The following is a 26,361-nucleotide window of genomic DNA, read 5'->3' on the forward strand; positions in this document are numbered from 1 at the left end:
ATGTTTCCGGCTGTGGCTGGCAATACAGCCGCCCCGAAAAGGTCCGGCGTGATCCGCGCCCGGTCCGAAGACCGGGCACAGCCACATCCATCCCTTCCGGGCGGTGCGCGTGGTAGTAGGCGTTGCGATCCTCGCCCGGTCCGGAAACCAGGCGCAGCGGTTGGCCCTCGTCCACAGGCCGACCTCGTCCTGCGGTTGCGATCCTCGCCCGGTCCGGGAACCGGGCGCAGCTAGGACCAGCCTTCCTCTTGCCAGGACTCGTACTGGTTGCGATCCTCGCCCGGTCCGAAAACCGGGCGCAGCCTCGTGAAGAGGAACATGAACATCGTCGGCTGCGCGACGTTGCGATCCTCGCCTGGTCCGGGGACCGGGCGCAGCTCGATCGCCAATGTAAACGGGTGGTTCGAAAAACCTGTCGTTGCGATCCTCGCCTGGTCCGGGAACCGGGCGCAGCGCGGCCGGCTCGATCCGCAACTGACGATGGTTCTGGACGTTGCGATCCTCGCCCGTCCGGGAACCGGGCGCAGCACTCGTACAGCCTCGACGTGGTGGAGCCGCGCGAGTGGTTGCGATCCTCGCCCGGTCCGGGAACCGGGCGCAGCGGACGAGCGTCGTCCGTCGATTCGGTTCGTGCTCGGCTGCGTTGCGATCCTCGCCCGGTCCGGGAACCGGGCGCAGCGCGCGAACGCTTCCGGAAGTCCTTCGCTCCGACCACCGGAGTTGCGATCCTCGCCCGGTCCGGGAACCGGGCGCAGCGGTGCCGCACCGACCGTGTAGCCGAACTCCCGCACCAGGTTGCGATCCTCGCCCGGTCCGGGAACCGGGCGCAGCGGGGCGGTCACCCGCTCCTGCTGACTGCCTCGATCGCTGTTGCGATCCTCGCCCGGTCCGGGAACCGGGCGCAGCCGTCGGTAAGGCTCAGCGCCGCATGATCCGGGACCTGTTGCGATCCTCGCCCGGTCCGGGAACCGGGCGCAGCGACGACATCAACCGGATCAAGGCCAGCTCGCAGGGGGCGTTGCGATCCTCGCCCGGTCCGGGAACCGGGCGCAGCCTCGATCGCGGATCGGTGATCAGGTCGTGTCGGCTGCGGTTGCGATCCTCGCCCGGTCCGGGAACCGGGCGCAGCCAGCGGGTTGCACCTGGCACTGCGTACCGATCGCCTGTCGGCGGTTGCGATCCTCGCCCGGTCCGGGAACCGGGCGCAGCGTGTTCACCGGCGCGAGGTCGCTGCGGGAGGTCACCGCGTTGCGATCCTCGCCCGGTCCGGGAACCGGGCGCAGCTCAACCCGTTCGAGCCGAACCGCGAGGCCGGCATGGGCGTTGCGATCCTCGCCCGGTCCGGGAACCGGGCGCAGCTGCCGCGCCAGCGGGGCCGTCGTGCTCGACCTGGACCGGTTGCGATCCTCGCCCGGTCCGGGAACCGGGCGCAGCCGCCCACGTCTTGAGCCAGTACCGGTCCGGCTGGCCCTTGTTGCGATCCTCGCCCGGTCCGGGAACCGGGCGCAGCGGGGTACCGATCCCGACACCGGGCGGGGAGCGAACCGGTTGCGATCCTCGCCCGGTCCGGGAACCGGGCGCAGCTACCGCGACTTCTTCCACTCGGCTGAACCGGATTGGGGTTGCGATCCTCGCCCGGTCCGGGAACCGGGCGCAGCCACGTCATCGGCCGCAGCCGACTGTGCCGCACGTGTGTTGCGATCCTCGCCCGGTCCGGGAACCGGGCGCAGCTCTCCCGCGCGCGATCGCGAAGAGAGACCTGAGACTAAGTTGCGATCCTCGCCCGGTCCGGGAACCGGGCGCAGCGAGATGGCCACCGGGCCGTCCGTACCGCCATTGATGGAGTTGCGATCCTCGCCCGGTCCGGGAACCGGGCGCAGCTAGAGGAGGAGGTCGGCGGCCGAATGCCGACACCGGAGGTTGCGATCCTCGCCCGGTCCGGGAACCGGGCGCAGCTCGTTCGGCGCGGTCCTGCCGGCTCGCGAGCGGGTGTTGCGATCCTCGCCCGGTCCGGGAACCGGGCGCAGCTGCTCACGAGCAGGATAAATAGCTGAGCGACGATGCGTCCGCCACCCACACGTGGTCCGATTTATTCACTCCATCCCGATTCTATGGTTCGGAATCCCTCACGGATCCATGTGAGCTTGAGGTTCCTAGATCAGGAACGGGCGAACAAGTCGATGGCACGGCAACCCGAATGCTAGCTCGCGTTACCTAAGGCGACTGTCGCTAAGTCACGGACTGCACCCCCTCAGTACCCCCACACATTACTGACTAGAGGGTCATCCGAGGCAATCAGGGCAAATAACACTCATCCGGCGTCCCCACTAATAGCGAACGGGACTGGATGGTTAAGTGCCCGGTTTTGCACTGCGAGTCGACCCACGCTGCTGCACATCAACCCCAAGCAGATCATTTGGTACCACATATTCCCCTACGCCTTGAGGAGTGCAGGGGGAATGTCGGCCAGCTCAATCACCTGGCCGGCGCCAATGAAGCGCCGAGCCACCAGCAGCCCCGCCTCATGGGCATCGATGCCAGCATGGCTGGCAGATGCATCTGCAATCAGCCACGGGGTCAGATCGCGCTCGAACGCGTCCACGGCACCTTTGAGTACGCAGCTTTCGGTAGCGATCCCGCAAAAATAGAAATGTTTCCAACCCTGCCACTCGAACAGCCGCACACCCTCCGCGGTGAACGGGGTATAAATTCTTTTGTCGAGGACCGTTCCTCGTTCTAAGTATGGAAGCAAATCAGGCACGATGTCCGTTTCAGGAGCAGACTGAAGCTTTTGCCAGCCGAAGAAGCGTTCAAACGGGCTACCAGCATAATTCAGATAGCGAGTGAAGAGTGTGTCACCCCCGGCGTTCTGCCATTGGGCGACCAGGTCAACTACGATCGGGACGATGTGCACCGACTGCTCACGAACGAATCCGTTCTGCATGTCGGTCACCACCAGGACCGACCCTTCCGTCGTCATTGCCCCAACCTCGATCGGCGTCACGAAGAATTGCGATGGCTTGCGCTAGCGTGGGCATGAGAATCGCTCGTTCAAAGAATCCCGCTGGTCTACATGTTGCAATCCTCGCCTTGGTCTCCGGAAATCGGGGACCGAGCGCAGGATCCGGGCCACCCCTGCCGTCCGCGTGGAAGCCCCGGTTGCGGTTCTCCCCTGATCTGGGACCGAGCGAAAACGAAATACACCAATTCGGACACCAGTACGGCGTCGATGTTACGATCCGGCGAAGCACGACGGGCAGTTCGCCCGACTGCCCTCCTCGCCCGGTCCGAAAGCCGGGCGCAGCTTGTCGTGAGGACTGACGGGGATGACGAAAGAACGTCATTCTCTATTTCTCTTTCAAGAGTTCGCTTCTCTTGAGAAGGAATAAGGGAATGACGTTCCTTCGTCACTGTCGTCAACCCGCCGGGCACGTGGTGCCCGCTACGGGCGTTTACTGCTGCTTTGCCAGACCGACGAACGCACGCCACGCATCCGGCCCGAAGGTCAGCGTGCCGCCGTCACGGTCCTTGGTGTCCCGCACCAGCACGATGCCCGCGAGGTTGTCGGCAACCTCGACGCACGCGCCACCGTTCGTTCCCGACCTGGTCGACTTACGCCACGTGGCGCCGGTCATGTCCATGATTTCGCCGCTTCCTTGAGAACTTCCATGGTCTGGCTGCGCGGGAGCGCCTCGTATCGGAGTGCGTCCCACGACACCCCCAGGCTAGCAACGTCAGCCGGCCGCTCAACGATCTGTGCCGTCAGTTGGTTATCGACGTAGCCGGCCCGGTGTGCGTCGGGGAGGTCGGCGATAATAAATGCCCCTTGCAGACCTGAGTACAGCCCAAGGGCTGTGGGGATGACCTGCACGTGAATCTTGGGCTCCTCGACGCAGGCCAACAAGTGTTCGACCTGCTCAGCCATGATCTTCCGGCTTCCCGCCATCCGGGTCAGGACCATCTGGTCAATCACGACGAACAAGTCCGGCGCGCTAGGGCCAGCCAAGATTGCCTGACGCTCGATCCGAGCGGCGACCTGAGGGTCAACCTCGTCGCGATGCAGCCGATGACTGGCCCCAAAGATCGCTCGCGCGTACGCCTCGGTCTGCAACAGGCCGGGAACGAAAGCGTGCTCGTACCAGCGCAGTGCGGTCGCCTCGCGCTCCAAGACCATCCACTCGCGCAGCCAGACCGGAGCATCACTGTCCTTGACCAGTTCCTCCCACATCACCTGGAAGTGGTCATCGAGATCGAGCGCAGCATCCACGAGGCGCAAGTAGTCGAGGGTCACGGGCTTGCTGCCCGTCTCGATGGCGCTGACCTGGGTATCGGAATAGTGGATCCGCTCCCCGAGCTGGGCCTGGGTCAGTCCTGCCTTGAGCCGCTTCCGCTTCAGGTCGCGAACCAGGTACTCCGACGCTGAAATTCCCACGCGTTCCCCAACCTTCCTCAAATCGAAGATCCACCTCCCGTCGACCAGCGCTGGCCACCGGCACTCCCCGAAGTGGACTGAACTATTCCGACAGTAAGGGTTCCGATATCAGGCTGTCATCAAGCGGGACCGCTCGAATCCACACCCCTCGGATGTCGCCCACACCCACAAGGACGGGCGGGACTGCGCAGGGCCACTCCGGCGATGGACGGAGTGGCCCTGCTCCCAACGTTCGAGATGGAGGCGCACCCCGTGAGCGACGACGAGATCAACCCAACCACCCAACCGGAAATCTCCGGTGAGGGGGTGCCTGACCTGCCCCCGGCCCCTGGCGCGCGACGCCGGGTGCGAAACCGGGGCCGGTACGACGGCGACCGCCGGAACCTGCCGATGGAGTTCCTCGCCATCGGGATGTCCGGACGCGTCCGGCGGAATCCCGTCGCCTGACCGATGGGCGGGGAATTGAGCATCGAGACGTTGAAGTGGATCGCTCGGAGTGAGGTCATGCGGCACCGCAATTCGCGCCTCTGGCGACCGGTCTGCCTGCACTGCACCCAGTACGGATGTCCGTACATGGATCGGGCGATCGAATTCCTCCAGGCCCTCGCGCGGGACGCGAGCACCGATACGCGGGCCAGCACCGGGAACGGGACGGGGGTGGGGAGTGATGAGTAGGCAGGATGAGCCGTTGACGAGGGCCGGGATCTGGTGGGCCGCCGGGATGACACTCCAGGGTCATGTCAATGGTCGGCGGTGTCCGCAGTGTCGGGCGGAGGGGTGCGAGCAGTTGGCCTGGGCGCGACGCGAGCGACGCACGCTGGCGCCGGTGGTCCGGTGACGGACGGGCCGCTTCCCCCGGTGACGGAGGGGTCGCTGTGCATGAGCTGCGGTGGCAGCAGCAACAGATGCCACCGGTGCGGAGGCTGGGTCAAGCCGAAGTCGAAGTCGTGGCTGCCGTGGGCACCGTGCTCGTGCCCGTGCTGGTCACGAAAGACACGACCGCCAGCCCCACCGGTACCGATCAACTTGATCGGTACCCGTCGTGACTGAGCCGGACCGTTCGGCGCTGACGAAGGTGACGGTCAACCTAATCCCGCGCGCGGTCGACGCACTCGACTCAGCTTGTCTGCGTACCAGGGGCACCAAGACCGACACGATCAACCGGGCGCTGGTCGCCTACAACCTGGTCCTCGACCTGATCGACCACGGGGACGGAAGCCTCACTCTGCGAAATCCCGACGGATCCCTCGAACGGGTGCACCTGATCTAACCGGAGGCGACAAACCATGGAGTACGACCAGCCACCCGAAGGCCAAGGCGCCCTACACCGACCCAACCAGGACTGGTACTGCACCGACGACGGCGAGGAATGGCCCTGCCCGGTCTACAGACGCCGCATGTGGTCGTGGTACCCACGCCGACAGGACCGCCTCCGACTACACATGATCATGGCCAGCTTCCGCGACAGCGCCCTGATCAGCGGCATGTCCCGCCCCATCGCCGACGCACGATTCCTGAGCTGGATCAACGGCCCACCCGTCCGACAGGTCAAACGGTCCATCTGACCGCCCGCCCCGCGACTGGCGCGTCTCTCGTACGCGACAGTCTCGGGGCGGCCTTTTCATAGTCGTTACCGGGAGATTCTGAAAAGCAGGCGCACTCCTCGCCCATATGCCCGCCACGATCCTCGCCCGATCCGGAAACGGGCACAGCATCCATTGCACGGTATCGAGCGTACCCAGCATCGAGTCGTCGCGATCCTCGCCTGGTCCGGGAACCAGGCACAGCGCTACCGGCTCTGTTGGATTGGCATTTGTTCACGACCTTTTGTGATCCTCGCCTGGTCCGGGCGCCGGACGCAGCTGGCCCGATTTCGGCAACAACGAGCCGGCCATCCGTCGTATTGCGATCCTCGCCTGGTCTGGGACCGGGCGCAGCCGATGTGCTCGGATCGGTGCCCGTTCACGGTCACGACGCCGTTGCGATCCTCGCCTGGTCTGGGGACCGGGCGCAGCCCCACGTAGTCGCGGCGCTGGTCGTCGGCACCGATGTTGCGATCCTCGCCTGGTCTGGGGACCGGGCGCAGCTACCCGGACCGGCCTGCTCCACTGGCGGCAGATCACGGCGTTGCGATCCTCGCCTGGTCTGGGGACCGGGCGCAGCTCCCACCGAAGAGGCCACGAGTCAACAAACCCGGCGTTGCGATCCTCGCCTGGTCTGGGGACCGGGCGCAGCCTGCTGGCGTGCGTCACTGACGTTCCGGGCGACATTGGTTGCGATCCTCGCCTGGTCTGGGGACCGGGCGCAGCCCGGCACCGGCTGGGTCGCACCGGCGCACGAAACCGTTGCGATCCTCGCCTGGTCTGGGGACCGGCGCAGCCCGGCCGGGCCCGGCCTCCATGAGCGCGCTGCCGTAGTTGCGATCCTCGCCTGGTCTGGGGACCGGGCGCAGCTCCGTCTCGGCAGAAGTTCCTGACCAAGACCTGGGGGCGGTTGCGATCCTCGCCTGGTCTGGGGACCGGGCGCAGCGAGCGTCCATGATGGCCGCCCATGCGGCTGCTTACACGTTGCGATCCTCGCCTGGTCTGGGGACCGGGCGCAGCTGGACCAACACCCCCAGCCCAACCCCCGCAATCCTGATGTTGCGATCCTCGCCTGGTCTGGGGACCGGGCGCAGCCACTCGTCGGTAGTGAGGCCATCCTCGTCAAGGGGCGGAGTTGCGATCCTCGCCTGGTCTGGGGACCGGGCGCAGCTCCTCAACCACCGTCTCCTGACCGAGGTCCGGCAGGACCGTTGCGATCCTCGCCTGGTCTGGGGACCGGGCGCAGCCGTAGGTAGGTAGGCACCACCGGCCACACGCCCCCGGGTTGCGATCCTCGCCTGGTCTGGGGACCGGGCGCAGCCTGCCGTCGCCGGATCAGTACGGCCCTGCGGCAGCAGTTGCGATCCTCGCCTGGTCTGGGGACCGGGCGCAGCCAGACCAGGCCGCCGCGCGGTGACGTTCGGCCGTGGACGTTGCGATCCTCGCCTGGTCTGGGGACCGGGCGCAGCAGGCGCTGACGTAGCCGGACTCGCCTTCGTGGTCAAAGTTGCGATCCTCGCCTGGTCTGGGGACCGGGCGCAGCCCGGCGGTACCAGCATCGAATACATCCCGCTGCTCATGTTGCGATCCTCGCCTGGTCTGGGGACCGGGCGCAGCCGGCGGGCTCCGGCTCGGTCGGTCGTACGTTCACCCCACCGAGTTGCGATCCTCGCCTGGTCTGGGGACCGGGCGCAGCCCTGGCTCGATGCCACCAACGGCAGCACCCGTGAGGTTGCGATCCTCGCCTGGTCTGGGGACCGGGCGACCGAGTAGTAGGCGTGGAAGATGCCCTGCATCAGGCTGTGAGGTTGCGATCCTCGCCTGGTCTGGGGACCGGGCGGAACTCCTTCCAGGCTTCCTGGCGCCAGCGGGCCATGTGAGGTTGCGATCCTCGCCTGGTCTGGGGACCGGGCGAATTCGTCGATCCGGCCGAACAGCAACATCGTGCACAATGAGGTTGCGATCCTCGCCTGGTCTGGGGACCGGGCGCGATCAGCTCGGTCAACGCGGTGGTGTCGAGTTCGTAATGAGGTTGCGATCCTCGCCTGGTCTGGGGACCGGGCGGCCGAAGATCCACAGGCCGAGGAAGGTGGATTCGAGGAAGAGGTTGCGATCCTCGCCTGGTCTGGGGACCGGGCGCACCGGCACCCCGCGCCGACCAACTGGCCGCCCTGCGTAGAGGTTGCGATCCTCGCCTGGTCTGGGGACCGGGCGGGTTCACGAACAGCACATATAGACGAGCGACGAAGGAATGTGCTGCTGTTTGTGATCCGATTTGTTCATCTCATCCGGGTTTCTTGGTTCGGGACCTTCGGCGATTCTGTGTGAGCTTGGGGTTCCTAGATCACGAAGGGGCCGCGTGGGTCGACGGCGCGTGGCTTGCCGAGGTGTTCGACGTCGTCCAGTGCGCTCGCCGGCAGCCGGTAGATCCGTACGCTGTCGCGTACCGGGTCGATGACGGCTTGGAGTTCGGCGACCAGTCGTACCTTGTCGGGGTCGCGGCAGACGATTTCGAACACCGACTTCTGCACCCGGTGTCCGTACGCTTCGCAGATCTTCGCGACCGCGCGGAGTCGGCGCTGGCCCTGCGGTGTGACGGTCTCGACGTCGTACGTGACCAGCAGATCCACCTCAGCTCACCATCCACGGCTGGTACGCGACCAGATCACCTCGCAGATGACGGGCAAGGAGCCTGGCCTGCACCAACGGTAGCAACGCCCCCGGCACCTCGCGCCCCAACTGGACGTGTTGCCAACTCCGCTGACGACTCTGCTGCCACGCACCGAGCACCGACTTACGTCCCCCGTCCGTCAGCCGGTACCCGCCGTTGGGCAGCGCTTCGAAGTCGTCGCGGGTCAGCTCCCGCCGGTTGAGCAGGGTGAGCGCGAGGCGGTCGGCGAGCAGCGGGCGGAACTCCTCCATCAGGTCCAGGGCGAGCGACGGCTTACCGGAACGCACCCCGTGCAGGAAGCCGATGTACGGGTCGAGCCCGACCTGCTCAAGCGCGCCCTGCACCGCCACCCGCAGCATCCCGTACAGGAAGGAGAGCAGGCAGTTCAGCGGGTCTGTGGGTGGGCGTTTGTTCCGCCCGGACGCCTTCCATTCCTTGCTCTCCGTCAACAGGTACGGCATGGCGGCGAAGTAGTCGCGGGCGGCGATGCCCTCCACGCCCAGCACCTCGTTGGCGCTGGCCGCGGTGCCGAGCAGCCCGAGCCGTTCGGCCAGCAACTCGGCGCTCGCCCGCAGGGCGACCTGTCGGTGACCGGAGGTGTCCCGGGCGGTCCGGAGCAGCACCTGCCGACTGTTGTGAATTTTGCCGGCCACCATCGCAACCGCGATTTGTAGCCGCTGTTCGACCGAGTCGGCCACCCGGTGCTGGGCCTGGCGCAGCAGCGGATTTCCGGTGGTGGGGCCGACCGTACGGGCCCGGAAGCGCCCGTTCCCGGTGAGCCAACTGATGGATCTGCCGTCGTCGGCGCAGCGGAGGATCAGGTCGTCGGTGACGTTGACGCCACCGAAGACAACGAAGTGATCGATCCGGACGAGCGGGAGGAGCCGCCGTCCGGTCTGGTCGGGGTGGAAGACGCGTACGGTGTCGCCGTCGAGGTGCAGGCTGGTGCCGGGTGTCTGCACGTAGAGGGTGTTGAGCAGCTCAGTCACGCCACTGTCCCAATGGTCGCGGGGTCAACAGGTCGGGAATCGCTTGCCTGCGGCCGTCGGTGAGTTCGGGCAGGCAGTCCTCGCGCAGAGAGCATTTCCGGCAGCGGGCGTCGTTGCGCGCCGCCGGCAGCGTCCCGGTGACGATCAGCTCCCGTACGGCCTCGGCCGCGCGAACAACCTGGTCGAGCAGTTCGGCGGTGATGGGTACGGGGTGCCGGCGCCGTTCGGCGACCGAGTAGACGTATCCGGTCGGCACGGCAAAGCCAGCCTCGATCAGGCAGAGCGCCTGGCCGGCGAGTTGCAGTTCGGCGGGACCGCCGGGCAGGTAGCGCCCGACCTTGTACTCGACCGGCGTCGCCGTACCCTGCTCGAATTCGACCACGTCGCAGATGCCGCGTAGGCCGTGGACGTGGCTCCAGACCTGGAGGGAGCGCACGACGGTGAGCCCTCGGCGGCGCTGGATTCCGGGCAGGTCGACGGCGGTGTGGCTGAGGTCGCCGCGTACGGTTTCCGCGCTTTCCGACCAGACGCCCTCGACGTGGATGAGGGCGGTCTGCCGGTGGCAGTAGTCGTAGTGTTCCAGCGCGGACAGCGGCACCTCCCGGAGGCCGCTGTCCGCCTGGGAATCGTCCGTCACGGCCAGAGGTCGACCAGCTTGGTCAGCTCGACGCCGTCGGGCAGCCCCGACTCGTCCAGCTGACGGGCGTAGTCGGTGTGTGCGCGGGGCGCCTTCTCCTTGTTGATCCGTTCGAGGGTGATCCGCTGGGTGAGGCTGGCCGACGGGGCGACCCCGAACGCGTCCGGGTGGCTGAAGACGTACAGGCCGCAGAGTTTCATTTCGCCCCGGGTGGCGGCCCGGTCGTGGTCGAACATGACGCTGATCGACTGCCAGAGCGCGGCCAGATCGTCGCTGGTGACACCGGTCTTTGCGGCGCGGGGTGCCGAGTAGAACGCGTGCGCCCGGTAGAGGCCGTACGGCACGGTCCACTTCGAGCCGATTTCCGTACGCTCGCCTTTGTCTATGTCGTCCTGGCGGGTCTGGGTGACCCGGGTGATGGTGTGGTCGGTGGGCAGGATCGGGTCGATGCTGCGCGAGAAGGTGAGCTGCAACGGCCCACGGACCTGGCCGGCGCCCCCGCCCTTGCCGGTGCTGAGCACCCCGCCGAACATCCGGATGTCGAAGTAGTGCTCGCAGAGCCAGCGCTGGGCCTCGTCGGCCTTGCCAGGATTGGCCTTGAGCGCGGCCTCGATCCGGGTGTTGAGGGCGAAGCCGGCCTCGACGAAGATGCCGTAGCGCGGGTCGTCGCCACGCAGCAACGACACCGTGTCCCGGATCTTGCGCTTGATCGCCACGTCGGTGACGAGCCCCTGGCCGCTCTCGTCATCCGTACGCGGCTGGTTGCCCGCGTCCGGGTCGCCGTTCGGGTTGCCGTCGGCGACGTCGAACAGCAGTACGGCGTCGTGTCGCCGGGTCGGGTCCAGGTGGGCGGCGGTCATGCGCTCTCGTCTCCTTCGGGCTTCGGTGCCTCTTGCGCCGGCTCCGGGGGCAGGTCGGTCTTCTTCTTGCTGGCGGCTGCGGCGATCCGCTCGGCTCGCAGGTCCGCACGTTGCTGGTGGTAGCCGAGGATGAACTCGGCCTTGTCGGTGAGCACGGCACCGCTCGGGATCGCGTCGAGCCGCATGAACAGGTCATCGAGCCGCCGCTCGTACGCCTCCGACCAGTTCGGTCGGTGCAGCGGCCCACGGAGCCGCTTGAGCCAGGCGGTGGTGTTGCGTCGGCCGGAGATGAGCACCACCTGCGGGTTGTCGATGGCCCGGCTGAAGTAACGCTCGGCGAACGTCGTGTTCAGCTTCTGATCGGCGACCCGGAACACGGTTCGTTGCAGGTCGTCCATCACCGCCATGATCCGGCCGGACACGTAGGCCGGGTGCTTTTTGTCCACACTCAAGGTTGGCGTCAGCCTCTCTCGGTCGTCTTGGCTCAGGTACGGATGGCGGCGCAGGGCGAGCCGGATCAGTCCGGCGCGGGCCGCGTCGAGCCGCCCGTCGAGACGAATCCGGTTGATCACGTGGTGGAGCAGTTTCGGTGGCAACGGGCGGCCGAGCAGGGCGGCACCGATCAGGCGGTGGAACATGTCCGGCGGGCGATGCTCCCCGGACGCGCCGAACTTCGTCCAGGACCCGTTGGCCCCGTTACGACCGGCCTCGAACCGCCCGGCCACCCTGGCAAGGTGCGGTATGCCGGGGTAGACCACCTCGCCGGTCCAGGCGTCCACCATCGGGTAGTCGGCGAACCACTTGCGGATGTTGTCCTGGATGGCGCGAATCGGCTGCTCGACCCAGTCTCGTACCACCACTCGGGCGACGTTGCCGCCGACCGTCACCGAGCAGTACGTGGAGGAATCGTCAACGCTTCTGTCCGAGCCTGTGGCGGGTCCGGCGAGCATTTCCTGGATCGCGGTCGGATCGGGTTGCTCGACCCAGGCCCACGGGTCGTAGGTCGAGCCGCCCAGCACCCACCAGGCCAGCCGGGCGTTCTGTCCGGAGAACGCGGTGCTGTGTCGCGGGTCGGAGAGCAGCCCGGTCAACGCCGTCATGAACTTCAGCCCGCAGTCGGCGCAGATCGGCGTGTTGGTCAGGAACTTTTGCAACTCGTAGCCGTGCACCGCCTCGTTCATGCTGACGAGCGAGGCACCCTGGGTAGCTCCCGGCAGCCAGCGTTGCGGGATCTGCTGCGGGATCGTCTTCAGCAGGGGCTGGACCTGCCCGCAGACCAGGCACATGCCGACCCGCCCGGAACCTTTGCGGTCACCGGCGATACCGGCCCAAAAGCGGATGGCCTGTTCGGTTTCGGCGGCATAGGCGCCGGCCACCCGGAACGTGATCAGGTCGGGCCGGGCCCAGCCGTCGGGCGGTTCGAGCTTGCGATCGTGGCCGTCCCGGTAGAACGCGGCGATGGCGGGGCCCGGTCCGGTCGGCTCGGCCGCTGCCCACTGGTCGATCAGCTCACGGAACGCGTCGTACTGTTTCGCCACCCGTTCGGGCTTTGCGCCCTCGGAGAGCCAGCCGAAGACGTACTCGCCGTTGTCGACTCCGAGCACGGGGGCAATCCCCACGGTACGGGTGACGGCCGGCACCAGGCGCAGGGTGCCGTACTTCCGCTGCGGATCGGTCGGCTCCGCCGTGTTGACGAAGTCGCCGGTGGGAGTGCCGTCAGCGCTGAGGTTGAGGATCCAGCGCACCGCCTTGCGGGCGTAGAACGGTGGGATCACGTCGTCGCTGGTCTCGGCGTACTCGACCAGGCGTTGCAGGAGCACTAGGCCACCAGACCTTCGGGCAGTGCCAGCTCGATTCCGTGCTCCGGGACGGCGAGGACCCCGTCGATGACACGGGCGGCGAACCACTCCATCCGGGGCTGACCGCCCTTACCGTCCCGGTGGATGGAGTGCAGCATGATGCCGACCTCCTCGTTGACGTGCGCTCGCTCCGTGTCGTCCGGCCAGCCGAACTCGGCACTGAACTCCCGCACGCCCAGGTACGGCTGCTGGAAGCAGGCGCCCTTACGCACCCGCCGCCGCAACTGGTCCCGGTACGCCGCCACCGACTTGTCGGCGTGCGCCGCAAGCTCGATATGGGCGTGGATCCGGTACGCCACATCGCGCAGGCACACCGCGTTGCGCTGGTCCCGCCGGGCCGCCGTGTCGACCCGCCGGGATCCCTTGATCGCCTCGGCCAGGGGCGCGACGTCCGAGGTCTCGTTGCGCCGGATGGTGAACTGCTTGATCGGCTTCAGCACCTCGATCGCGACGATCCGGTAGCGCATCTCGGGCTTCCAGAAGATCGCTTCCAGTACGCCAACCGCGGCCGACGGTGTCATCACCGGGTAGGTGACCCGTTCGACCTTCAACTCTGGCCGAGAGAACAGCGCCGCCTCGGCGCTGACCTGCACCACCACCGGCAGATCCCCCTCGGGACTCCGCCGCAGCGTCACCCCGTTGACCACTTCCGCTGTCACAGACCCGACCTCCAGATCAGGGATCAACGCGCGTCAGGACGGCGCCTACTCGCTACACGACCACTCATACACCACAAGATTCATGCGCTGTAAGACTGGATGATGGGTACGACAATTTTCAGAAGACCATCATCATGATCGACAACGTTTCATAACAGGCGTCACGCAGACCCGCTTGTCGGCTTCCCGACTATTGCAAATCCCGAGCGTAACCTCAACCGACCAACGGCCGACGCACGGTCTGTCGACTTAGCCAGGAAGACAACGATCGGTCAACCCCATATCCAGAAAGGACGGACAGCGTGTGCGTCGGCCCGAACGACGCACGGACCGATGCCCCGTCGACCTCCAGGCCAACTTCATTGCAGCGCAACGCACCGCATTCACAACGTTTCGACCCTCGACGCACGAAGCTTCGCCGCAGGCGCCCCTCGACTAGTGGACGCATGAAGATCACTGGGGGACAGACCGGCGCCGACTAGCGAGCCCACGACGCTGCCTCCCAGCTCACAAACCTTAGCCCAACCCCCTACCTAGATGATGGTGTCAATCTAGGATTCGTTGTAAATGCAGTGTCCTGCGAAGCAATAGCGATCCACGGTTGCCGAATGCTCACACTGTGTGCCATCCTGTTTGCCATCTAGCCGGATTGGCGGTGACGACCATGACTTGAGGGACCCGAATAAGAGGCGGTCCGCTGCACGAACAGCGGACCGCCAGCTCCCACCACAAAGTCCCAGAGCAGTAAGGAGATTTCATGAGCTTGAATCAGGTTCCCCGCAGCCTGCCGCCTGATCCCCCACAACATCCGGCCGACCCCGAAGGCTTGCCACCCCGCTGGGCTCTGATCGTGAGCCTTAGCATTGCCGTCGGACTAGCCATAGGAGGTACCACAGGTGCTGCGGCAGGAGTCTTCGCAGGGATCGTCACCCTCGGTGTACTGCATCGCGTGTTGAGGCGGTAGGAATCTGAGTTGTCGGTTGGGCGAGACATGCGGATGCTCGCCCAACCGACAACTCAGCTACTACATCAGCTCATTCCGGCTCCCGGCATTACAGGACAAAGCACTCTAGGTTAGGATCGAGTTCGATTCCCGTGCGTTGGTCGTACTCGCCGCACCACTCGGCCAGCGCGCCACGATGCACATCGGTGCCGAGGATCGGTTTCATCAGCGCGCTCACACCCGGCTTCCTCAGCGCGCTCTGATGCACGTTGGTCGTGTACGGCTGGAGGAGCCGCAACTTCGCCATGTCGGGGACCGGCGAGTTTCGCAGCTCTTCCACCACCCGCTCAACCTCAAGCTGCTTTTCCGGGGTCTCCGCGCCCTGTGGCGTCACTACGGCGACACCGCCATCATCGATCATCCGGAACGCCAACTTCGGGTCGCGCCGATTTTTACCGGCCTCCACCATCGGGCCGTCAGAGACGGTCTCGAACTCCCACCGGGCACGAGCCTTCTGGATCAACTGCCCGACGTGCTGCGCATCCGCCAGGTTGAGCGCGTCGTACACGTCCCGGTAGTAACGCTCCAACGCGGCAAGGTCGTCGGGATCGTTCTTGTCCTGCCCAAAATGCTGGTCGGCGCACCCGATCAGGGTCTTGTACGTCGGCGGGTGGCTCCCGTCCTCCGGCGCGAAGATCACCACTCGACCACCCTGCGGGAGCCGCCCTTCCCGGTTCGCCCGCCCAGCGGCCTGGAGCAACGAATCCGCCGGTGCCATCGCCCGGAACACCACCGGGAAATCCACGTCCATCCCGGCCTCGATGAGCTGGGTGGAGACGAGCAGCACCCGCTCACCGTCCTTGAGCATCCGCCGTACCCGTGTCAGCACCCGTTGCCGATGGTCCGGACACATCCGGGTGGACAGATGCCAGGCCACGCCCTCCGGCTCGGTGTCTCGCCAATGGTCGAAGACGGTCTTGGCGTTCGCGGTGGTGTTGACGACCACCAGCGCCGCTGGCTCGGCCGCCGCCTGCTCGGCGATGCCGGACAGGGTCGGCCTTGGCTCGTCGAGCTGCCAGTCGAACCGTACCCGTCGCAGGTCTTTGACCAGCTTGGGCGTGTCGTGGATCAGGTCGGTGCACGGTACGCCCTTGAATTCGTCCAGGGCCCAGAAGCTCGGTTGGGTCGCGGAGGAGAGCAGCACGGTCGCGCCGAAGTGCTGGACCAGCAGCCGCAACCCGTCGAGGATCGGTGCGAGCATCGGGTGTGGCAGTGCCTGGACCTCGTCCAACACGATCACCGAATTGGCGAGTCGGTGCACCCGCCGCATCGCAGCGGGCTTGCGCGCGTAGAGCGACTCGAACAGCCGGACGAACGTCGTGACGACAAACGGCGCATCCCAGTTCTCGGCCGCCAGCCGGGCCCAACGCCTGGCCGCCTCGTCGTCGAAGTTGGCCTGGCTGTGGTGCTCCAGGACAACCGGCTCCGCCCCGTCCTCATCGAGCATCCGTCGATAGACGGCGGCATTCTGCTCGGTGATGGTGAGAAACGGTACGGCGACGATGACCCGCTGTTTGCCGTACTTCGCCGCGTGCCGGAGCGCGAACCCGGCACCCGCGAGAGTCTTGCCCGCCCCGGTCGGTGCGCCCAGTCGAAACACCCCCGGCCGATTCTCGGCCGCACCCAGGCAGTCCGCGTAGACCCGTTCACGGAGTACGCCGATCGGCGTGTTCCCACGTCCGGCCACCTCGTCGCCCCGGCGCTGCTCGAACAACTTGTGGAGGCGCTCGAAGTCGGCATCGTCACGGACCTGCGGCCCGGAGAGCTGCCGGAAGTGAGCGCTGGTGTCGAGGCTGTCCGCGTCCACCAGGGCGCTGTAACACAGCCGCAGCGCCATCTCCCCCACCAGCGGGTCCCGCCATGCCTCGGGTACGAACCCGGCCAGGCTGGCCGGCAGGTCCGGCAGCAGCCCGGACAGCTCGGTCTCGGCCGAGGCGATGTGCTCCGAATACCTGACAAGCCGTTTCTTCAGTTCGCCGGTTAGCCGTGGACCGTCGACCAGGCCGCCATGGTGGCCGTAGATCCCGTTCGCGAAGCCGCCGAGCCCCCGCTCCCCGGCGATCCGGGTGCCCAGTGCCTTGTGGTCGATGCCCACCGCCGTACCGGTGTTCGCCACCGCCGCCAATTTGTCCTGCCATCCGCAGGCGGCTTTGCCCACGTCGTGCAGCGCCCCCAACCAGTACGCCACGTCGCCGCCGCCGAAGGGCGCCGCGAACCGTTTGGCCAGCTCGGCGGTGCCCCGAAGATGGTCCGCGAGGCCGTGCCACCGCGGAATTCCCGGGGCAGGGCTGTGCGCCCAGAGCGGCCGACCAGCTGACATGAACGATCCTCACGGACGGAAGGGACGGAACGGGCGGAGTCGGATCAGCCCGCCCATCCAATCGGAGACGTTCGGCACGCTCAAGCCCCGACCGCCCACTGTCGAGTAACCGTCACCGGTCCTCAGCGGGGCGCGACCGACAGCTGTCGCCCGGCCAGCTCGGGTGGGAGCGGGAGGTGCAGCAGTTCGTTGCCCGCCATGTCGATCTGGATCGCGATCGGATCCCCGCCACCGTCGGTCACGTACGCCAGCCGGTCGTCGGCCGTCCAGAAGGCGTCCGCGCTGGGCAGCTTTCCCAGCACCGTACCGGCGGTGGCGTCGACGAGCAGCGGCTCCTGTTCCTGGATCACCACGGAATCACCGTCCGGTGACCACGAGTACGGTCCGGCCACGTCGCCCTTGATCGGCAGGAACCGGGTCGGCTGGCCGGTGTCGACCGAGAAGAGCTGGAGCCCGCGCCGTGGGGGTCGGGCATCCTTCGTGCGCTCCACCGTCAGATCGGTCTGCTGGAGCGCGATCTCCCTGCCGTCCGGCAGCCAGGTGAACTGGCAGTAGTCGGTGCAGGGATAGGTCGTCTCGTCGGCCAGGAACTGGCGTACCTGCCGGGTCGCGGCGGTGAGGATGACGGCGCCGAGGCTGCCCACCGGCTGCTCGCCCACGACCGTCAGCAGCAGTTTGCCGCCGTCCGGCGACCACTGCGGATCGACGTTGTGGGTGCCGGTCCGGACCCAGTCGATCGTACCGGTCGAGACGTCCAGCAGCCCGGTCTCGCCCCGTCGGTCATAGTCGTAGACGGCGGCGAGGTTGCCGCTCGGCGCCGCCCACAGCTCGTCGTAGGCGCTGTAGGAGACGTACGCGTTCCGTGCGCGGTCGAGCACGTAGGCGGGTTGGCGCGGGGAGCCGGTGGTGGTCGCGCCGGTCATCACCCAGCCGTCGGTGAGTCCGAGCGGCCGGTTCCGCCACGCACTGCCCGCCTCCGGCGCGGGCGGTCGCGACGGCGACACGGGAAGCCTGGTCGAGCGATCGGACGGCGGGGCGACGATGTGTGGTCCGGTGGGCTGCGGCTCCGAACCGGGGCGCAGCCAGAGGAAGGGTGCCGCGATCACCCCGAACGCGACCATTCCGGCGGCGACGGCGCCGACGAGGCGGCGGCGTTGCCGTACCCGGCGGCTCCGGGCCATCGCGAGCGGCGCCAGGTCGATCACGGTACGGGCTTCACCGGCCAGTCCGCGTACGGCCCGCCGCAGGGCCTCGTCAGTCGCGTGGCTCATCGCGCCGTCTCCCAACGGGTCCGAGGATCGGTGCGTTCGGTCTGCCTGTGCTGCTGAGTCGGGTCGTCCCGGCTGGTCAGGGTGTCGAAGGCGGGCACCAGGTCCCGCAGTTTGCTCAGGGCCCGGGAGGACTGGCTCGCCACCGTGCCGACCCGGCAGCCGAGCAGCGCGGCGGTCTGTTCCACGCTGAGGTCTTCGAGGTAGCGCAGCACCAGGACCGCCCGCTGCCGGGGTGGCAGGAGCTTCAGCGCCTCGCGCAACATCATCTGCAACACGGCGTCGTCGGCGGTGTCGCGACCGGACGCGGGTTCCGGGGTGGCCGTGAGCGGCACCTCCGGTCGCCGCTTGCGGCGCCGCCAGCCGGAGACCTGGTCGTTGTAGAGGATCCGGCGTACGTACGGCTCGGCGTCGCCACGAATCTTCGGCCAGCGGGCGTACGCCTTGGCCAGTGCGTCCTGGAGCAGATCCTCGGCGGCGTACTGGTCACCGGCGAGGGCGTACGCGACCCGCAGCAGAGCCTGACCGCGTTCGCTGACGAATGCGGTGAACTCGCGTTCGGAACCCTCCACAGCCCACCTCCGCCACTACGACGCTGGCAGACCGGGAAAGTTTGCTCACCCCGCGAAGACCGGTTCCTCGGGAAGGTTCAGCTCATCATGGCGAGCAGTTTGGTGACCGTGTTCCAGTTGCGGGCGGTAGCGGCGCAGCCGAGTCGCTTTTCGAAGAACGCGTACGTCAGTTTCGCCGTCTGCTGCCCGGCCGGGTACCAGACGTAGACCTCCCGCTCCCCGACCCCGCACTCCTCGGGCGCGTACGCGGTGAAGTCGATGGCGGCGAGCTTCGCCGGATCGGGGCGCTCGGCGAGGAAGCAGACCAGCAGCCTCGACGGTTCGTCGGTCCGGTCCGGCAGCGGGTTGTCGGCCACGATCCGGGCCAGCTCGGCCCGGTCCCGCACCACACACCTGATGCTGCGCCCGAGTTCCGCCTCGATCGCCCGCTCGATCTCGGTGGCCAGCTTCGCCGGATCGGTCCCGCCGGTACGGAACACCGCGTTGCCGCTCTGCAACAGCGTCGCGACGTCGGTGTAGCCGAGCCCGGTCAGCAGTGCCCGCAGGTCCGCCATGGCGACCCGGTTGTTGCGGCCGACGTTGATGCCTCGCAGCAGCACCGCGTACGACTTCACCCGAGCCTCCCCCGACGACGCCCACCGATCCTGCCCCGAACCGTATCGGACCAGGCTGACATCGGGCTCGGGGCACCACCGGACCGACCGCTCGGTGACATCCCGGAGTTCCCCCCGAAGCGCTCCGACAGCCCTTCAGCCGAGCGGTTCTTCCGTGCTCGACTGGCCGCTCATCCATCGATCGGAGCTGTTGCCGCATGCGAGGAACAATCCGTACGACCATCGGTGTACTGGCCCCCCTGGTCCTCCTGCTCGGCGCTACCGCCGTACCCGCCGTCGCCGTACCCGCCGGCGCGGTGGCGGCGGGTACGGCGACGAACGGTTGGCGGCCTCCGCCGCTCGACTGGCAACCGTGCCCGGACCGGCCGGACGACGCCGCCCTGCGCTGCGCCACCCTCGCCGTGCCGGTCGACTGGTCCCGCCCGCGTGGCGCAACCTTCCCGCTGGCGCTCGCCAAACGGGCCGCCACCGGGCCGGGATCGCGGATCGGCCCGCTGCTGGTGAACCCCGGCGGGCCGGGCGACTCCGGGGTCGACGCCGTGGTCGGACGCTACGAGCGGTACGGCAGCCCGGAGATCCGGTCCCGCTTCGACCTGATCGGCTTCGACCCGCGCGGCATCGCCCGCAGCAACCCGATCCGCTGCTCCGGCGCGCTCCTCGCCGAGCGGCCGTTCGCCGTCCCGGCGAACCAGTCGGAGTACCGCGCGCTGGTCGCGTACAACCACCGGTTGTACGACGACTGCAAGGCGAACACCGGCCCGTTGTTCGACCACGTCGACTCGGTCAACGTGGCGCACGACATGGACGCGATCCGGGCCGCGCTCGGCGTACGCCAGATCAGCTACTACGGCGCCTCGTACGGCACCCTGATGGGCCAGATGTACGCCGAGAACTACCCGAACCGGGTACGGGCGCTGGTAATGGACAGCACCATGGACCACAGCGGCGGCACCGGTGCGTTCGTCCGGAACGAGTCGATCGGCGCGGAGAACTCGTTCGCGCAGTTCGTGGCCGGGTGCGGCCGGGACCCGAGCTGTGCCCTGCACGGGCAGGACGTACCCGGAATCTTCGCGTCGTTGATGCGTCGCGCGGACGACGGCACCCTGGTCGACCCCGTGACCGGCCAGAGCCTGACCTGGCACGACCTGAGCGGTCGGGTGCTGAGGACGTTCTACGGCCCCGACTGGAACGGACTCGCCGACCTGCTCGTCGCCCTGTCCGGCAGCACACCCACCCCGGTCGGGTCCGCTACCCGACCGGCCGGGACGGCGGCGGACGAACTGGTGAAGTTTCCGCTGCCGGTGATGTGCCAGGACTGGGCGTTGCCGGTCGGCGGCCTGGCCGGCTTCCACCGGTACGTCGACCTGGCCCGAGAGGTGTCGCCGAACATGCGGGGTTCGGCGCCCGCCATCATGGCCCTGGGCGTCTGCCTCGGCTGGAAGGGCGAGGTGAGCAACCCGCAGCACCGGCTCCGCGTACGCACCGAACTGCCCCTGCTGGTCGTCAACTCGCTGCACGACCCGATCACCCCGTACGAGTGGGCGGTGGGCGTCGCGGACCAACTGGGGCGCAACGGTCGGCTGGTCACCTTCGAGGGTCCGGGGCACGGGGTCTACCCCGGCACGCCGTGCACCACCTCGTACGTCGACCGGTACCTGGTCGACCGTACGCTCCCGCCGTCCGGCGCGACCTGTGCGGCTCCTCCGACGCCGGCCCGGATGGGCGCCGACGCCGAGCGCCGGGACGCCCTACCGGGTCTGCCGGGGCCGGTCCGGCCCGGTTGGGCAGCCGTCGTGTCGTGACCGTCGTCCGATAACTGCTCCCCGGGCGGCTCGATGATCACGTAGGCTCCCTCCGCTCGCGGGAGCCAATCCGTCGATGATGCCGCACCACGCCCATGACCAGCGGCAATATCAGGTTGGTCGGCGCCGCCCGGGGCGCTGACGGTCCCGTGGAGGAAACACCGCTCATGTATCAGTCGGCCTCGTACGCGGCGGCGCGACGCCGGTCGCGGCGGCTGAAGCTGCTGCTGCCCGCCGCGCTGGCGCTGGTGCTCGTCGCGATCGGGCTGCTCGTCAGCCAGCCGCTCTGGCACGACCCGCCGCGCCCGACCGCCGACCGGACCCTGCCCGCCTCGACCCGGATCCCCGGCACCCCGCCGGAGCTGCCCTGGCCGTCGACCGGGCAGGCCGCCGTCTCCGTCGAGGGCGTCGGTGACCTGGGCAGCCACGGCAATCCGACCCCGGTGGCGATCGGCAGCGTGGCGAAGGTGATGACCGCGTACGTGGTGCTGACCGACCATCCGCTCGGCGTGGGCGAGTCCGGGCCGAGCCTGACCGTCAGCGCGGCCCAGGCGGCGGCATACCCGGCGGAGAAGGCGCGCGGCGAGTCGCTGATCCGGGTCGCCGCCGGGGCGAAGTTCACCCAGCGGCAGGCGTTGCAGGCGGTGATGCTGCCGTCGGCGAACAACATGGCCCGGATCCTCGCCGCCTGGGACGCGGGCAGCGTGCCCGCGTTCGTCGACAAGATGAACGCGATGGCGACCGGGCTCGGCATGTCCAACACGCGTTACACCGACCCGGCCGGGCTCGCCCCGGACACCGTGAGCACCGCCGTCGACCAGGTCATCCTGACCCGCAAGGCGATGGCCCTGCCGGCGTTCGCGGAGATCGTCGCCCAGTCGAAGGCGACCGTGCCGGTGGAGGGGACGATCACCAACTACAACGACCTGCTCGGTCGGGACGGCGTGGTGGGGGTCAAGACCGGCTCCACCGACGAGGCCGGCGGCTGTTTCACCTTCGCCGCCGTCGCGAGGGTCGGCACCACCACCGTGCTCGTGGTCGGTGCGGTGCTCGGGCAGCCGGGCGCGCACACCCCGGAACAGCTCCGGGCGGTGTTCCGGGCGACCACCCCGCTGGTCCGGTCGGCCGCCGCCGCGCTGGGCGTACACACGGTGGTCACGGCCGGGCAGGAGGTGGCGGCCGTACGGGGTCCGCTGGATACCGCCGGTACGACGCTGCGGGCGACGCGGAACGTGGACGTGATCGGCTGGCCGGGGCTGGAGGTCCGGCTCGGCGCCGAGATTCCGCCCGTACCGAGGCAGCTCGCGGCCGGCGCCGAGCACGGTCGGGTGACCGCGACGGTTGGCGAGCAGCCACCGGTGGGTGGGCCGCTGCAAACCACCGACCAGCTCGAACCGCCGGGGGTCTGGCACCGCCTGACCCACCGCTGAGCCGCGCGGTCGGGCCGGGGCGGATCAAGGACCAGCGGTGAGGTCGCGCTGGAAGAGCACGGTGTCTATCCAACGGCCGTGTTTGAAGCCGACCGACCGCAGCCGGCCGACCTCGGTGAAGCCGTGCCGGCGGTGCAGGGCCGCGGAGGCGTCGCTGCCGGTGTCGGCGATCACCGCGACAACCTGCCGTACGCCGACCGCCGCGCACTCGTCCAGCACCGCGCCGAGCAGCAGCGAACCGAGGCCCCCACCGGTGGAGTCCGGGGCGAGGTAGATCGTGTTCTCGACCGAGTGCCGGTACGCCGGCTTGGGGCGCCACTGGGCGGCGTACCCGAATCCGGCCACCCGCCCACGGACCTCGACCACCAGGAACGGCAGCCCGGCCGCGCGCAGCGTCTCCGCCTTCCGCCCCCAGTCGGTCACCGTCAGCGGCACCTCATCGAAGGTGGCCACGCTCTCGGTCACGTAGTGGGCGTAGATCCGCGCCACCTCGTCAAGATCCGCCGGCTCGACCGGCCGGACCGCCCTCGTCGGCATGATCGTCCCCTTGTTGGTCATCGTCGCGGCAGCCGGCGGGGCATCGCGACGCCTCAGAGATCGGACGGGTCGGTGTTCGCCCCGCAGAGCAACACCGCTACCCGCTCGTCCGGCTCCGGCCGGTAGGCACCGGCGGCGAGGGCGGCGTACGCGGCGGCGGCGCCGTGCTCGACCACTATCCGCCACCGGTCCCAGAGCTGCCGCCGGGCGTCGACCAGGTTGTCGTCGGTGACCAGCACGCTGTGTACGCCGGTCCGGACCGCTACCGCGTACGCGATGTCGCCGACCCGCCGGGCGCCGAGCGAGTCCGCCGCGATCCCCGACACCGGTACGTCGACCGGCCCGCCCCGCTCCAGCGCGTGATGCAGGGTCGGGACGGTGACCGGCTCCACCGCGACGACCCGGGCCAGCCCCTCGGCGGCGGCCGCGACACCGGCCATCAGCCCGCCACCGCCCACCGCGACGAGGATGGTGTCGACCTCCCCGTCGAGCTGCTCGATCAACTCGCTGCCGGCGGTGCCCGCACCGGCGACGATCTCCGGCTGGTCGTACGCGTGGCAGTAGACCGCTCCGGTCTCGGCGACCGCCTTCTGCGCGGCCTCGTACGCCTCGGCGTACTCGTTGCCGTGCTGGACCACGGTCGCGCCGTACGCCCGCAGTTTGGCCACCTTCACGGCCGGCGCGGTCAGCGGCACGAACACCGTGGCCGGCACCCCGAGCGCCCGCGCCGCGTACGCGTTGGCCAGCCCGGCGTTGCCACCGGAGGCGACGATGATGCCCACCGCCGGATCGAGTTCGCCGGACTCCCGCGCGGCCAACACCCGGTTGACCGCACCCCGCGCCTTGAACGAGCCGGTGTGCTGCATGAACTCGCACTTGAACCAGCCCGCCCCGGCCCGGTCCCCCGGATCGACCCGGATCAGTGGGGTACGCCTTACCCGTCCGGCGATCCGGGCCGCCGCCGCGTCGACCTCTACTCGGGTGATCACGACTGGCCGCCTCCTCGTTGCGCCGGATGCCGAACCCCGATGCTAACCAGGCCCCGAGCGCGCCCGGCCATTGCCTGCGTTGCGGCAATGCACTTCAATGCCTTGTGATCCCGCGCGTGGGGCGCGGGCGCAACGGGGAGGAAGGGCGACTTTGCTCAAACTTGGGGCACACCGGGCGGCGGTTTCGCTGCTCGCCCTATCGCTGGCGGCGACCGGCGTGGCGGTCATCGGCAGCACGGGCACCGCCAGCGCGGCGCCGCATTACAGTTCGCCGGGCAAGGTGCAGGTCGGCTACACCGACTCGGCCACCCCGAAAATCGCGCACGACGAGGGCGGCAGCGTGAACATGCCGCTCGGCACCTGGCAGGACGAGGCCGGCGGGCAACACACCTCGCGGATCTACGCCACCTTCGACCTGAGCGCGTACGAGGGCAAGAAGATCTACGGCGGCTCGGTCTTCATCCGCGAGTACAGCGCGGCCGACTGCACGAAGCGGGCGATCGAGATCTGGCGTACCAAGCCGGTCGACGCCACCCCCACCTGGAAGCGGCCACCCGCGCCGCTGGCGAAGATCGACGAGATCCTCACCCCGCAGGCGTGCCCGAGCGCGTACATCACCTTCGACATCGCGGCGGCGGTGCAGGACGCGATCCAGAAGCGGCAGCGTCGCATCACGTTCGAGATCCGGGTCCCGGAACAGTACGAGGCCGACCCGAGCTACGGCCGCAGGCTGTACTGGTACTCCTCGGTGAGCATGAACGTGCAGTACAACTCGCTGCCGACGGTCGACAACAACAACCTCTACAACGGCGGCTTCCCGTGTACGGCACTCAAGCCGTACCCCCGCCTCAGCGGCCTCGCCAATGTGATCAACGTGGTCGGCTCCGACGCGGACGAGCAGGACCGGGGTCGGATCGATACCACCGTCGCCATCTGGCCCACCGGCCAGCCGGAGAACCGCACCGAGTTCACCGACGAGTACGGCACGTCCGGCCGGGCGAACTCGCCTCGGATACCGGAGACCGCACTGGTCGACGGCACCTCGTACGTCTGGCAGGCCAGCGTCGGCGACGGCAGGGACGTCTCGGCCTGGTCGAAGAAGTGCTACTTCACCTACGACCGCACCCGCCCGACCAGCCCGACGATCACCTCCTCGAACTACCCGGAGGATGACAGCGGCGAGCAGACCCCGATCGGTGTGCCGGGTGTGTTCACCTTCTCCGGCAACGGGGACAAGGACGTCGCCGGGTTCGCCTACTCCTGGTCGGAGCTTGGCGTACCGGCCTGCTCGTACAGCGGCGAGTTCGGGCAGTTGGAGTGCACCAGCCCGTTCGACGGCCCCGACACCGTACGGGCCAACCGGCCGGGCGGCTCGGCCACAGTCACCCTGAGCCCGGACCGCTACGGCCCCCAGCGGCTGTACGTCCGCACGTTGGACCTGGCCGGAAACGTCTCGCCGACCGTGACGTACGACATCTTCGTCCCCAGTACGGCGCCGACGGTCACCGCGCTCAGCGGTCCGCCGGAGTGGAACCAGGAGGTACGACTGAAGTTCTCGCCCGCGGCCGGACTGACCGTCAACGGGTACGAGTACACACTGGACAACGGGGAGCCGCAGCGGCTCTACCCGGACAGTGAGGGGTACGCCTACCTCTCGTTCCAGGCCAGCAACGTCTACGGCCACCAGGTGACGGTGCGCAGTCACGGCGACAACGGGTTCGTCTCGTCGGAGGGGAACTGGTCCGTCAACTTCGGCCCGTGGCCCGGCGTACGGTCCGAGGTCTATCCGGCGGGCTGGGAGCCGGCCGGCGGTGTCGGCGTGCCGGGTGAGTTCGCGTTCTCGCCCCCGCCCGGCTGGACCGAGGTGGCGGCCTACCGGTACACCTTCGACGGCGGCGAGTCGACCGAACTGGCGGCCGGCCCCGACGGCCGGGCGACCATCACCTGGACGCCCACCGCAGCCGGTTGGATGACCCTGATCGTGTACGCGGTCCGCGCCGACGGCACCGTCAGCGACGACTCCAACTGGTATTCGTTCCTGGTGGCCGACACCGCCTGAGTTCCCGGGCTTGCATGATCGCGAAGAGTTTGGCCGGCGATGTCAGCCAGGCCGAACTCTTCGCGATCGGGAACAAC

At 68.2% G+C, this 26,361-nt stretch carries 19 protein-coding genes and 3 CRISPR repeat arrays; of the genes, 4 read left to right on the plus strand and 15 right to left on the minus strand.

Annotated elements, in window-relative coordinates:
* Positions 1 to 121: 121 nt before the first annotated feature.
* A CRISPR array of direct repeats spans positions 122 to 455; the repeat unit is 37 nt; unit sequence GTTGCGATCCTCGCCCGGTCCGGGAACCGGGCGCAGC.
* A gap of 110 nt (positions 456 to 565) precedes the next feature.
* Positions 566 to 2,028: direct repeats of the CRISPR family, unit length 37 nt; unit sequence GTTGCGATCCTCGCCCGGTCCGGGAACCGGGCGCAGC.
* 406 nt (positions 2,029 to 2,434) lie between these two features.
* The 3 genes from OG792_RS30205 to OG792_RS30215 all read right to left on the minus strand — a co-directional run bounded on the left by OG792_RS30205 (position 2,435) and on the right by OG792_RS30215 (position 4,432).
* Positions 2,435 to 2,980, minus strand: coding sequence for a cysteine hydrolase (locus OG792_RS30205; protein WP_329111521.1), 546 nt, complete (start codon positions 2,978 to 2,980; stop codon positions 2,435 to 2,437).
* 472 nt (positions 2,981 to 3,452) lie between these two features.
* Positions 3,453 to 3,635, minus strand: coding sequence for a DUF397 domain-containing protein (locus OG792_RS30210; RefSeq protein WP_329111523.1), 183 nt, complete (start codon positions 3,633 to 3,635; stop codon positions 3,453 to 3,455).
* On the minus strand, positions 3,632 to 4,432 hold the full coding sequence (locus OG792_RS30215; RefSeq protein WP_329104619.1) for a helix-turn-helix domain-containing protein: 801 nt from the start codon (positions 4,430 to 4,432) through the stop codon (positions 3,632 to 3,634). The genes OG792_RS30210 and OG792_RS30215 overlap by 4 nt, the downstream gene beginning before the upstream one ends.
* Before the next feature lie 1,042 nt (positions 4,433 to 5,474).
* On the opposite strand from OG792_RS30215, the gene OG792_RS30220 reads away from it, so the two are divergent.
* A complete protein-coding gene (locus OG792_RS30220; RefSeq protein ID WP_329104620.1) occupies positions 5,475 to 5,702 on the plus strand; it encodes a hypothetical protein in 228 nt (75 codons plus the stop codon).
* Positions 5,703 to 6,410: 708 nt separating this feature from the next.
* A CRISPR array of direct repeats spans positions 6,411 to 8,233; the repeat unit is 37 nt; unit sequence GTTGCGATCCTCGCCTGGTCTGGGGACCGGGCGCAGC.
* A 121-nt stretch (positions 8,234 to 8,354) separates the two neighbouring features.
* On the opposite strand, the gene cas2 is transcribed toward OG792_RS30220, so the two are convergent.
* The 10 genes from cas2 to OG792_RS30270 form a co-directional block, all read right to left on the minus strand.
* The gene (gene cas2, locus OG792_RS30225; RefSeq protein WP_329104622.1) at positions 8,355 to 8,645 is read right to left on the minus strand and encodes a CRISPR-associated endonuclease Cas2; all 291 of its coding nucleotides are present in this window, start codon (positions 8,643 to 8,645) and stop codon (positions 8,355 to 8,357) included.
* 1 nt (position 8,646) lies between these two features.
* The gene (gene cas1c, locus OG792_RS30230) at positions 8,647 to 9,675 is read right to left on the minus strand and encodes a type I-C CRISPR-associated endonuclease Cas1c (RefSeq protein ID WP_329104623.1); all 1,029 of its coding nucleotides are present in this window, start codon (positions 9,673 to 9,675) and stop codon (positions 8,647 to 8,649) included.
* Positions 9,668 to 10,312 carry a CRISPR-associated protein Cas4 gene (gene cas4, locus OG792_RS30235; protein ID WP_329104624.1) on the minus strand — a complete coding sequence of 215 codons (645 nt, stop codon included), beginning with the start codon at positions 10,310 to 10,312 and terminating at the stop codon, positions 9,668 to 9,670. Before cas4 ends, cas1c begins: the two co-directional genes overlap by 8 nt.
* On the minus strand, positions 10,309 to 11,172 hold the full coding sequence (gene cas7c, locus OG792_RS30240; protein ID WP_329104626.1) for a type I-C CRISPR-associated protein Cas7/Csd2: 864 nt from the start codon (positions 11,170 to 11,172) through the stop codon (positions 10,309 to 10,311). Before cas7c ends, cas4 begins: the two co-directional genes overlap by 4 nt.
* Positions 11,169 to 12,992 carry a type I-C CRISPR-associated protein Cas8c/Csd1 gene (gene cas8c, locus OG792_RS30245; RefSeq protein ID WP_329104628.1) on the minus strand — a complete coding sequence of 608 codons (1,824 nt, stop codon included), beginning with the start codon at positions 12,990 to 12,992 and terminating at the stop codon, positions 11,169 to 11,171. Before cas8c ends, cas7c begins: the two co-directional genes overlap by 4 nt.
* Complete coding sequence (gene cas5c / locus OG792_RS30250; protein WP_329111525.1) at positions 12,992 to 13,678, minus strand: type I-C CRISPR-associated protein Cas5c; 687 nt, start codon at positions 13,676 to 13,678, stop codon at positions 12,992 to 12,994. The genes cas8c and cas5c overlap by 1 nt, the downstream gene beginning before the upstream one ends.
* 1,064 nt (positions 13,679 to 14,742) lie before the next feature.
* The gene (gene cas3, locus OG792_RS30255) at positions 14,743 to 17,013 is read right to left on the minus strand and encodes a CRISPR-associated helicase Cas3' (RefSeq protein WP_329104629.1); all 2,271 of its coding nucleotides are present in this window, start codon (positions 17,011 to 17,013) and stop codon (positions 14,743 to 14,745) included.
* 122 nt (positions 17,014 to 17,135) lie between these two features.
* A complete protein-coding gene (locus OG792_RS30260; protein WP_329104631.1) occupies positions 17,136 to 18,284 on the minus strand; it encodes a hypothetical protein in 1,149 nt (382 codons plus the stop codon).
* Positions 18,281 to 18,853: a SigE family RNA polymerase sigma factor gene (locus tag OG792_RS30265; RefSeq protein WP_329104633.1), complete on the minus strand. Its 573-nt coding sequence runs from the start codon at positions 18,851 to 18,853 to the stop codon at positions 18,281 to 18,283. The genes OG792_RS30260 and OG792_RS30265 overlap by 4 nt, the downstream gene beginning before the upstream one ends.
* Positions 18,854 to 18,930: 77 nt before the next feature.
* A complete protein-coding gene (locus OG792_RS30270; protein ID WP_329104635.1) occupies positions 18,931 to 19,467 on the minus strand; it encodes a DUF1697 domain-containing protein in 537 nt (178 codons plus the stop codon).
* Positions 19,468 to 19,664: 197 nt separating this feature from the next.
* On the opposite strand from OG792_RS30270, the gene OG792_RS30275 reads away from it, so the two are divergent.
* Together OG792_RS30275 and OG792_RS30280 are read left to right on the plus strand one after the other, a co-directional pair.
* A complete protein-coding gene (locus OG792_RS30275; protein WP_329104637.1) occupies positions 19,665 to 21,269 on the plus strand; it encodes an alpha/beta hydrolase in 1,605 nt (534 codons plus the stop codon).
* Positions 21,270 to 21,436: 167 nt separating this feature from the next.
* Positions 21,437 to 22,699, plus strand: coding sequence for a D-alanyl-D-alanine carboxypeptidase family protein (locus tag OG792_RS30280; RefSeq protein WP_329104639.1), 1,263 nt, complete (start codon positions 21,437 to 21,439; stop codon positions 22,697 to 22,699).
* A gap of 24 nt (positions 22,700 to 22,723) precedes the next feature.
* On the opposite strand, the gene OG792_RS30285 is transcribed toward OG792_RS30280, so the two are convergent.
* Together OG792_RS30285 and OG792_RS30290 are read right to left on the minus strand one after the other, a co-directional pair.
* Entirely contained in the window at positions 22,724 to 23,236 is a 513-nt protein-coding gene (locus OG792_RS30285) for a GNAT family N-acetyltransferase (RefSeq protein ID WP_329104641.1), read from the minus strand.
* A gap of 53 nt (positions 23,237 to 23,289) precedes the next feature.
* Positions 23,290 to 24,225 (minus strand): threonine/serine dehydratase, encoded by a 936-nt coding sequence (locus OG792_RS30290; protein ID WP_329104643.1) that lies wholly within the window; start codon positions 24,223 to 24,225, stop codon positions 23,290 to 23,292.
* 151 nt (positions 24,226 to 24,376) lie between these two features.
* Here OG792_RS30290 and OG792_RS30295 point away from each other — a divergent pair, with 151 nt between their 5' ends.
* Complete coding sequence (locus tag OG792_RS30295; protein WP_329104645.1) at positions 24,377 to 26,284, plus strand: hypothetical protein; 1,908 nt, start codon at positions 24,377 to 24,379, stop codon at positions 26,282 to 26,284.
* Positions 26,285 to 26,361: the final 77 nt, after the last annotated feature.

This window comes from Micromonospora sp. NBC_01699, assembly GCF_036250065.1.
Classification (GTDB): Bacteria; Actinomycetota; Actinomycetes; order Mycobacteriales; family Micromonosporaceae; genus Micromonospora_G.